The 9,847-nt window shown below is 65.3% G+C and carries 5 protein-coding genes; 3 read left to right on the top strand and 2 right to left on the bottom strand.

Going from position 1 to position 9,847, the window contains the following annotated elements; all coding sequences use genetic code 11:
- The first annotated feature begins 252 nt into the window (after positions 1-252).
- Positions 253-624 carry a translation initiation factor Sui1 gene (locus KSS93_RS26410; RefSeq protein ID WP_217840492.1) on the top strand — a complete coding sequence of 124 codons (372 nt, stop codon included), beginning with the start codon at positions 253-255 and terminating at the stop codon, positions 622-624.
- Between the two features lie 150 nt (positions 625-774).
- Positions 775-2,688, top strand: coding sequence for an arginine decarboxylase (gene speA, locus KSS93_RS26405; protein WP_217886651.1), 1,914 nt, complete (start codon positions 775-777; stop codon positions 2,686-2,688).
- Between the two features lie 47 nt (positions 2,689-2,735).
- Here the strand turns inward: speA and KSS93_RS26400 are convergent, their stop codons facing one another.
- Both KSS93_RS26400 and KSS93_RS26395 read right to left on the bottom strand, forming a co-directional pair.
- Positions 2,736-3,185, bottom strand: a complete 450-nt coding sequence (locus KSS93_RS26400; RefSeq protein ID WP_217886650.1) for a hypothetical protein — start codon at positions 3,183-3,185, stop codon at positions 2,736-2,738.
- A 141-nt stretch (positions 3,186-3,326) separates the two neighbouring features.
- Positions 3,327-4,664: an MATE family efflux transporter gene (locus tag KSS93_RS26395; protein WP_217886649.1), complete on the bottom strand. Its 1,338-nt coding sequence runs from the start codon at positions 4,662-4,664 to the stop codon at positions 3,327-3,329.
- Between the two features lie 188 nt (positions 4,665-4,852).
- Here KSS93_RS26395 and KSS93_RS26390 point away from each other — a divergent pair, with 188 nt between their 5' ends.
- Entirely contained in the window at positions 4,853-9,757 is a 4,905-nt protein-coding gene (locus KSS93_RS26390) for an alpha-2-macroglobulin family protein (protein ID WP_217886648.1), read from the top strand.
- Positions 9,758-9,847 lie beyond the last annotated feature (90 nt).

The raw sequence follows: 9,847 nt of genomic DNA, 5'->3' as shown, positions 1-9,847 counted from the left end.
GGCCGCTTCCCACGGGAACCTTGTTAAATCAATGAGTTGTAATTTGTTCTACGAGAGCCGGGTCGCAAAAACTGCGCAAAATGCCGCAATCCGGTACTTAGCAACCGCCTGATTTATCGTTACACTGCGCGCCCTTTTCGGGCTGTCGCAACGCTTTGCGGCAGTAGCGCCGCCCCTGCCAGAGTGGGGCTTCGCGGTCGGGCCCTGGCTCAGGGGTCGACCAGTTTTTGTCCTCAGCACCGAGGATCAAAAGTGGCCAAGAAAGCTTCTTCCTTTTCCGCCCTTGGCGGTCTCGTGTATTCCACCGATGCCGGTCGGCACTGCCCCGACTGTGGCCAGCCGGTGGACGCCTGCACCTGCAAGCAGCAAACCATTCCCGAAGGCGACGGCATTGCCCGTGTGCGCCGTGAAAGCAAAGGCCGTGGCGGCAAGACCGTGACCACCGTCAGCGGCGTGCCGCTGCCGCCGGACCAGCTCAAAGAGCTGGCCGCCACCCTCAAGCGCCGCTGCGGTACGGGCGGTGCGCTGAAGGACGGGGTCATCGAGATCCAGGGCGACCATGTCGAACTGCTGATCGGTGAGCTGACCAAACAGGGCTTCAAGGCGAAAAAGTCCGGCGGCTGATCCGCCTGCGCGCTTTTTTGCCCAGTGCTTTCTAAACTCGTTGCGGTGGCCAGGGTCTACCCCTGGGCATGGCGAATCGTCATTTTCAGCTTTTACACTGCGCCCGCCCCATGCGGGGCAGTGTCTTCGACTTTTCTATGGGGGACTTGAATGTCCGTACGACGCACACGCAAAGACGATGGTAGCCAATGGACCGTGGCCGACAGCCGCAGTGTTTACGGCATCCGCCATTGGGGCGCTGGTTATTTCGCCATCAATGAAGCCGGGCGCGTCGAAGTGCGCCCCAACGGCCCGCACAGCGCGCCGATCGACCTGTACGAGCAGGTCGACGAGCTGCGCCAGAGCGGCCTGTCGCTGCCGCTGCTGGTGCGCTTCCCGGACATCCTGCAGGACCGCGTGCGCCAGCTGACCGGCGCCTTCGATGCCAACATCGCGCGCCTTGAGTACCAGAGCCAGTACACCGCGCTGTACCCGATCAAGGTCAACCAGCAGGAAGCGGTGGTAGAGAACATCATCGCCACGCAAAACGTGTCCATCGGCCTTGAAGCCGGCTCCAAGCCCGAGCTGCTGGCAGTGCTGGCGCTGGCGCCAAAGGGCGGCACCATCGTTTGCAACGGTTACAAAGACCGCGAATTCATCCGCCTGGCGCTGATGGGCCAGAAGCTTGGCCACAACGTGTTCATCGTCATCGAGAAAGAGTCCGAAGTGGCCCTGGTGATCGAAGAAGCCGCGGAGCTGAAGGTCAAGCCGCAGGTCGGCCTGCGCGTGCGCCTGTCGTCGCTGGCTTCGAGCAAGTGGGCTGACACCGGTGGCGAGAAGTCCAAGTTCGGTTTGTCTGCCGCGCAGCTGATCTCGGTGGTGCAGCGCTTCCGCGATGCCGGCCTGGACCAGGGCATCCGCCTGCTGCACTTTCACATGGGCTCGCAGATCGCCAACCTGGCCGACTACCAGCACGGCTTCAAGGAAGCCATTCGCTACTACGGCGAGCTGCGTGCGCTGGGCCTGCCGGTCGACCATGTCGATGTCGGCGGCGGCCTGGGGGTGGACTACGACGGTACCCACTCGCGCAATGCCAGCTCGATCAACTACGACATGGACGACTACGCAGGCGTGGTGGTGGGCATGCTCAAGGAGTTCTGCGACGCGCAGGGCCTGCCGCACCCGCACATCTTCTCCGAGAGCGGCCGCTCGCTGACCGCGCACCACGCCATGCTGGTGATCCAGGTGACCGACGTCGAGAAACACAACGACGACGTGCCGACCATCGAGAACAAGGAGGCGCTGCCCGAGACCGTGCAGTGGCTGGCCGACCTGCTTGGCCCTACCGATATCGAGATGGTCACCGAGACCTACTGGCGCGCCACCCACTACATGGGTGACGTGGCCGCGCAGTACGCCGATGGCAAGCTCACCCTGGCTGAAAAAGCCCTGGCCGAGCAGTGCTACTTTGCCGTGTGCCGGCGCCTGCACAACTCGCTGAAGGCGCGCCAGCGCTCGCACCGCCAGGTGCTGGACGAGCTCAACGACAAGCTGGCCGACAAGTACATCTGCAACTTCTCGGTGTTCCAGAGCCTGCCGGACACCTGGGCCATCGGCCAGGTGCTGCCGATCATCCCGCTGCACCGCCTGGACGAAGAGCCGATGCGCCGCGCCGTGCTGCAGGACCTGACCTGCGACTCCGACGGCAAGATCAACCAGTACGTCGACGAGCAGAGCATCGAGACCAGCATGCCGGTGCATGCGGTAAAAGAGGGCGAGGACTACCTGCTGGGCGTGTTCCTGGTGGGGGCGTACCAGGAAATCCTCGGCGACATGCACAACCTGTTCGGTGACACCGATTCGGTGAACATCTACCAGAACGCCGACGGCAGCGTGTACCACGCCGGTATCGAGACCCACGACACCATCGAGGACATGCTGCGCTACGTGCACCTGTCGCCGGAGGAGTTGATGACTCACTACCGCGACAAGGTGGCCAGCGCCAAGATCACCGCGCGTGAGCGTACGCAGTACCTGGATGCGCTGCGGTTGGGGCTGACCCGGTCTTCGTACCTGTCGTCCTGATGAATGAAAAAGCCCGCGTTGATCGCGGGCTTTTTCATTCGAGGGGTTCATGGTGCATGGGGTGTCGCCTGGTTCATCTTGCTATCCAGGTCAACCGTTACCGGTATGGCCTCGTCGCCTTCGTGCAGTACCGCGAGGCTTGAGTAGCGATAAACGGTGTCGTGGGTACGAGCCTGAACCTGGGTGCCATTCACGGCAATGACAGCCTTGGATTGTCGGGTAACCAGAAAGGCGGACCGGGGGTCGAGACGGGTGAGCAACTGGCTTTCGTCGTCGACCTTTTCATGGACGAAGTAGAAGTAAGTCATGCCCACCGTGGCCCCGGCGTTGTCGCTCAGTACTTCATAGACGGCGCTGTTCTGGCCAATGGCGGTCGTAGTGATGACCCGGTCCAGGGATGGGCGACTTTCTCGGGTGGCAAGCATCCACAGGACCTGTGCAACCACCACAAGGCTGAGCGCTATTAGTGCTGATCTAGTAACCCATGGATTTTGCATACTCGATTCCAGGGGCGGAAGGTGGGTACATGACGGTCCTTGCTCATTGGTTGAACGTGAACCCCGTCCATGGGGTTTTCAGTCTTCAACCGGCGCTTGCCGAACGTCAATGAACAAGGTGTTTGGCGTTGTAGTCCAGCTCTACCCAAGCCATTGGTCGTTCTTGTGCAATCGCATGCCAACCCACACCAAGGTAGCCGCTCGCAACCCCATGAACCCCAAAAACGCCAACCACAACCCATGGTTGCCCAACCCGCTCAACCCCAGCGCAAAGGGCAGGGCGATCAGCACCGCAGCCAACATCGCATTGCGCATCTCCCGCGCCCGAGTGGCGCCGATGAACAGCCCGTCCAGCAGGTAGCTCCACACCGCGATCAACGGCAGCAGGGCCAGGTACGGCAGGTAGGGGTAGGCCGCCTCTCGCACGCTGGCAATGTCGGTCTGCAGGTCGATGAACAGGTGCCCACCCAGCAGGAACAGCCCGGCAAAGCCCAGGCTGACGATCAGTGACCAGCCGCAGGCCACCACCAGCGAGCGCTGCAGCGCTTCGCGGTCGCGCGCGCCAATGGCGTGGCCGCACAGCGCCTCCACTGCATGGGCCAGGCCATCGAGGGCGTAGGCGGTGAGCAGCAGGCCGTTGAGCAGCAGCGCGTTGGCTGCCACCGTGGCCTCGCCCAGGCGTGCGCCCTGCACGGTGATCAGCAAAAACACCAGTTGCAGTGCCAGGCTGCGCAGGAAGATATCGCGGTTCACCGCCAGCAATGGCCGCCATGCCTGCCAGCGCTTGAGCGCCGCCCAGGCGATGCGCCCCGGGTAGGCGCGCAGCGCCGGGCGGGTGAGGGCCAGGCCCAGCAGCGCACCGCTCCATTCGGCGATCACCGAAGCCCGCGCCGAGCCCGCCACACCCCAGTCCAGCCCCAGCACGAACCACAGGTTCAGGGCGATGTTCAGCAGGTTGGTGGTCAGCAGGATGGCCAACGGCGCCCGGGCGTTCTGGGTGCCGAGGAACCAGCCCACCAGGGCATAGCTGGCCAGCGCCGCCGGCAGCCCCAGCAGGCGTGTATGGAAGAACGCTTCGGTGGCGCTATGCAGCGCCTCGCTCGGTTGCATCGCATGCAGCGCCAGCTGGCTGAAGGGCAGCGCCAGCAGGCCGATCAGCAGGGCAAAGCCCAGCGCCAGCAACAGCCCTTGCACCAGCACCTGGCGCAGCGCGGCGCCGTCTGCGCGGCCGGCGGCCTGGGCGGCAAAGCCGGTGGAGCCCATGCGCAAAAAGCCCATCAGCCCGACCATGAAGGTGAACAGCGTGGCGCCCACCGCCACCGCGCCGAGCTGGTGGGCATGGGGCAGGTGGCCGATCACCGTGCTGTCGACCAAGGCCACCAACGGCACCGAGATGTTGGAGAGGATCATCGGTGCGGCCAGGCCCCAGACCTTGCGGTGGGTCGGGCGGTGCTGCCAGGCGGTGGACAGTGAAGGCATGCGGGCTCCAGCGGAACAGTGGGGCAATCGGGCAGGGGAGTGCCCCGCGATTGGGCAGGCATTGTACCGGCCAGGCAACCAAACCGCGCGAACAGGGTCTCACTTGCCACGCATTGCCAGGTAACCCGCCTGGCCTTGCGCTATAGTTGCTGCCCTCACGTACACACCGCCAAAGAGTTCCCACTCAAATGCTCAACAAAGGATTGTTGCTGGCCTGCGCGCTGGCCCTGCTCAGTGCCTGTGATTCCTCCACGCCGGACAAGCCATCGGCGCCCACAGACAAACCCGCCGCCACCGCGCCTGCCGAAAAACCGGCCGCCAAGCGCGAAGACCCGGCCGTGCTCGCCAAGCGCTATGCCGGCCGTGAACTGACGGTGCTGGATGTCTCCGAGGTGCAACTGGACGGCGCCAGCACCCTGTCGGTCAGCCTGTCTGCGCCGCTGGACGCCAACCAGGACTTCGCCGCCAAGCTGCACCTGGTGGACACCGTCAAGGGCAAGGTCGACGGCGCCTGGGAACTCTCCGACAACCAGATGGAGCTGCGCCTGCGCCACCTGGAGCCGCAGCGCAAGATGGTCCTGACCATCGACAAGGGCCTGCTGTCGGTCAACGGCAACAGCCTGCAGGCCGAGTCGGTCAGCCGCTTCGAAACCCGTGACATGCAGCCCACCATCGGCTTCGCCAGCCGCGGCTCGCTGCTGCCCACGCGCCTGGCCGAAGGCTTGCCGGTGATCGCGCTGAACGTCGACAAGGTCGATGTCGAGTTCTTCCGGGTCAAACCTGAAATGCTCTCGACCTTCCTGGCCAACTGGGGCCGCAACTCCAGCCTGTACTACTACCAGTCCAAAGAAACCCTGGACATGGCCGACCTGGTCTACGGTGGCCGCTTCGACCTCAACCCGGCGCGCAACACCCGCGAGACCGTGCTGCTGCCGATTGCCGGGATCAAGCCGCTGCAAGAGCCGGGCGTTTACCTGGCGGTGATGCGTGCCTCGGGCACTTATGATTATTCGCAGCCGGCAACCCTGTTCACCCTGAGCGATATCGGCCTGTCGGCCCACCGCTACCGCGACCGCCTGGACGTGTTCGCCCAGGCGCTGGAAGGCGGCAAGGCGCTCAACGGCGTGACCCTCGAGCTGCACGACGAAAAGGGCAAGCTGCTGGCCCAGGCCAAGACCGATGGCGACGGCCACGCCCAACTGCCGATCACCGCCAAGGCCGATACCCTGATCGCCACGCAAGGGGTGCACACCACCCTGCTGCGGCTGAACACTGCCGCCCTGGACCTGGCCGAGTTCGACATCACCGGCCCCCAGGCCAACCCGCTGCAGTTCTTCATTTTCGGCCCGCGCGACCTGTACCGCCCGGGCGAGACGGTACTGCTCAACGGCCTGCTGCGTGACCAGGACGGCAAGCCGGTCAAAGCCCAACCGGTGAACGTGGAAGTGCGCCGCCCCGATGAGCAGGTCAGCCGCAAGTTCGTCTGGGAGGCCGACCAGAACGGCCTGTTCCAGTACCAGCTGCAACTGGCCACCGAAGCCCCCACCGGCCGCTGGCAACTGCTGCTGGACTTCGGCGGCGGGCGCAAGCAGGTGTACGAATTCCTCGTCGAGGACTTTTTGCCCGAGCGCCTGGCGCTGGAGCTCAAGGGCAGCAGCACGCCGCTGTCGCCTGAACAAACCGCGACCATTCAGGTCAATGGCCGCTACCTCTACGGCGCCCCGGCCGCCGGCAACCGCCTGAGCGGCCAGGCCTACGTGCGCCCGCTGCGCGAAGCGGTCAAAGCGCTGCCCGGCTACCAGTTTGGTGCAGTGACCGAAACCGAACTGAACCAGGACCTGGAGCTGGACGAAGTCACCCTCGACCAGAACGGCAAGGCGCGCATCGATATCGAAAGCCGCTGGAGCGAAGCCCGCTCGCCGCTGCAACTGACCGTGCAGGCCAGCCTGCAGGAGTCCGGTGGCCGCCCCATCACCCGCCGGCTTGAGCAACCTATCTGGCCAGCCGACCGCCTGCCGGGCCTGCGCGGCCTGTTCGACGGTGAAGAAACCGACGGCGACGGCCCGGTCGAATTCGAGTTTCTGCTGGCTGACCGCGACGGCAAGAAGCTCGCCGCCGACAACCTCAAGGTGCGGCTGATTCGCGAGCGCCGCGACTATTACTGGAACTACTCGCAAAGCGATGGCTGGAGCTACAACTACAACGAGAAGTTCCTCACCCAGGATGAACAGACCATCAGCGTCAAGGCCGGCTCCACCGCCAAGCTGAACTTCCAGGTGGAGTGGGGCCCGTACCGCGTCGAGGTGGAAGACCCGCAGACCGGTATCGTTTCCAGCGAGCGCTTCTGGGCCGGTTACCGCGCCCAGGACAACGCCGAAGGCGGCGCCGTGCGCCCCGACCAGGTGAAGATCGCCCTCGACAAGCCCGCGTATGCCGATGGCGCCACCGCCAAGGTTACCGTCACCCCGCCGGCCGCAGGTACTGGCTACCTGATGATCGAGTCCTCTGATGGCCCGCTGTGGTGGCAGGAGATCGACGTACCGGCCGAAGGCAAGACCTTCGACGTTGCTTTGGACAAAAAATGGGCGCGCCACGACCTGTACATCAGTGCCCTGGTGATCCGCCCGGGCGAGCGCAAGGCCAACGCCACCCCGAAACGCGCCGTGGGCGTGCTGCACCTGCCGCTGGACCGCGCCGAGCGCAAGCTTGCCGTGACCCTGCAGGCACCGGAGAAAATGCGCCCTAAACAACCGCTGACGGTGAAGTTCAAGGCCGCCAATGCCGACGGCAGCGTGCCCAAGCAAATCCATGTGCTGTTGTCGGCAGTGGACGTGGGCATTCTCAACATCACCGACTTCAAGACCCCCGACCCGTTCGCCAGCCTGTTCGGCCGCAAGGCCTACGGCGCCGACCAACTGGACATCTACGGCCAGCTGATCGAAGCCGGCCAGGGCCGCCTGGCCAGCCTGGCCTTCGGGGGTGACGCCGCCATGGCCAAGGGCGGCAAGCGCCCCAACACCACGGTGACCATCGTTGCCCAGCAAAGCCTGCCGGTCACCCTGGATGACAAGGGCGAAGGCCAGGCCACGGTGGATATCCCCGACTTCAACGGCGAACTGCGCCTGATGGCCCAGGCCTGGACCGACGAGCACTTCGGCATGGCCGAGGGCAAGACCGTGGTGGCCGCGCCGCTGATCGCCGAGCTGTCGGCGCCGCGCTTTTTGGCCGGCGGCGACCGCACCAGCCTGGCGCTGGACCTGGCCAACCTGTCCGGCCGCGCCCAGCAAATGAGCGTGCAACTGAGCACCGAAGGCCAGCTAAACCTTGCAGGCAACGCCCAGCAGAGCATCACCCTGGCCGAGGGCCAGCGCACTACCCTGATGATCCCGGTGCAGGCCCAGGGCGGCCTGGGGCAGGGCAAGGTGAAGGTGCAGGTCAATGGCCTGCAACTGCCCGGCGAGCCGGCCAACGCCTTCGAGCGTGAATGGACCCTGGGCATCCGCCCGGCCTACCCGGCCATGCTCAAGCACTACCGCGTGGCCCTTAAGGACCAGTCGTGGAGCCTGCCGGAAAGCGACCTGGCCGAGTTCGAACCCGCGGGCCTTGAGGCCAGCCTTGCGCTGTCGAGCCGCCCGCCGCTGAACCTGGCCGAGCAGATTCGCGCCCTCGAAGCCTACCCCTACGGTTGCCTGGAGCAGACCACCAGCGGCCTGTACCCCTCGCTGTACGCCGATGCCGACAGCCTCAAGCGCCTAGGCATCAAGGGCGAGCCGGCCGATGTGCGCAAGCGCAAGATCGAGATGGGCATCGAGCACCTGCTGGGCATGCAGCGCTACAACGGCAGCTTCGGCCTGTGGAGTTCGGACAGCGAGGAGGAGTACTGGCTGACCGCCTACGTGACCGACTTCCTGCTGCGCGCCCGCGAGCAAGGTTACGGCGTGCCGGCCGAGGTGCTGAAAAAGGCCAGCGAGCGCCTGCTGCGCTATGTGCAGGAGCGCAACCTGATCGAGGTGGACTACAGCCAGAACGCCGACCACACCCGCTTCGCCGTGCAGGCCTATGCGGGCCTGGTGCTTGCCCGCAGCCAGCAGGCGCCGCTGGGTGCCCTGCGCAGCCTGTTCGAGCGCCGCGCCGACGCCCGCTCGGGCCTGCCGCTGGTGCAACTGGCGGTGGCACTGGACAAGATGGGCGACAAGCCACGCTCGCAGCAGGCGCTGCAGGCCGGGCTTGCGATCACCCGCAGCAAGGGCTGGATGGCCGACTACGGCAGTGCGCTGCGTGACCAGGCGCTGATCCTGGCGCTGTTGCAGGAGAACAACCTGGCTGGCAACCAGGTCGACCAGCGCCTGTTCGGCTTGTCTGATGAACTGGCGGCCAACCGCTGGCTGTCGACCCAGGAGCGTAATGCGCTGTTCCTTGCCGGGCGTGGCCTGCTGGGCAAACCGGAAGGCAACTGGAAGGCGCGCCTGGACAGTGCCGGTGAAGTTCGCGAGTTCAATAACACCGACTCGGGCATGAAGCTCGAAGGGCCGCTGCTGGTCTCCCCCTTGACCGTGCAGAACGAGGGTAGCGACACCCTGTACCAGCAGCTGACCCTGTCCGGTTACCCGCGCCAGGCTCCGGCTGCCAGCGGCAACGGCATGGAGATCCGCCGCGAGTACCTGGGCATGAATGGCCAGCCGCTGGATGTGCGCAACCTGCGCAGCGGCGACCTGGTGCTGGTGCATCTGGCGCTCAAGGCCCAGGACCGCGTGCCGGATGCGCTGGTGGTGGACATGCTGCCGGCGGGCCTGGAGCTGGAAAACCAGAACCTTGCCCAGAGCGCTGGCAGCCTGGACAACGCCAGCAGCGCGGTGAAGCAGTGGCGCGACTCGATGCAGAACGCAAGCGTGGTGCACCAGGAGTACCGCGATGACCGCTACGTCGCCGCCCTCAAGCTGGACAGCTACGGCACCACCCACCTGCTGTACCTGGCTCGTGCCGTGACCCCGGGCAGCTACCGCATTCCGCCGCCGCAGGTGGAATCGATGTACCGGCCGAACCTGCAGGCAGTGGGGGACAGCCAGGGTGAGATGACGGTGCGCGCCCGCTGATGCGATGCACCCACCTGTAGGAGCCGGCTTGCCGGCGATGGCGTCAGTCCAGGCGATGGTGCTCTGGCTGACGGCCCCATCGCCGGCAAG

It is taken from the genome of Pseudomonas xanthosomatis, assembly GCF_019139835.1.
In the GTDB taxonomy this organism is placed as follows: domain Bacteria; phylum Pseudomonadota; class Gammaproteobacteria; order Pseudomonadales; family Pseudomonadaceae; genus Aquipseudomonas; species Aquipseudomonas fakonensis.
The sequence above is the reverse complement of the archived record's forward strand: the minus strand, read 5'-3'. Positions and strand labels throughout refer to the sequence as shown.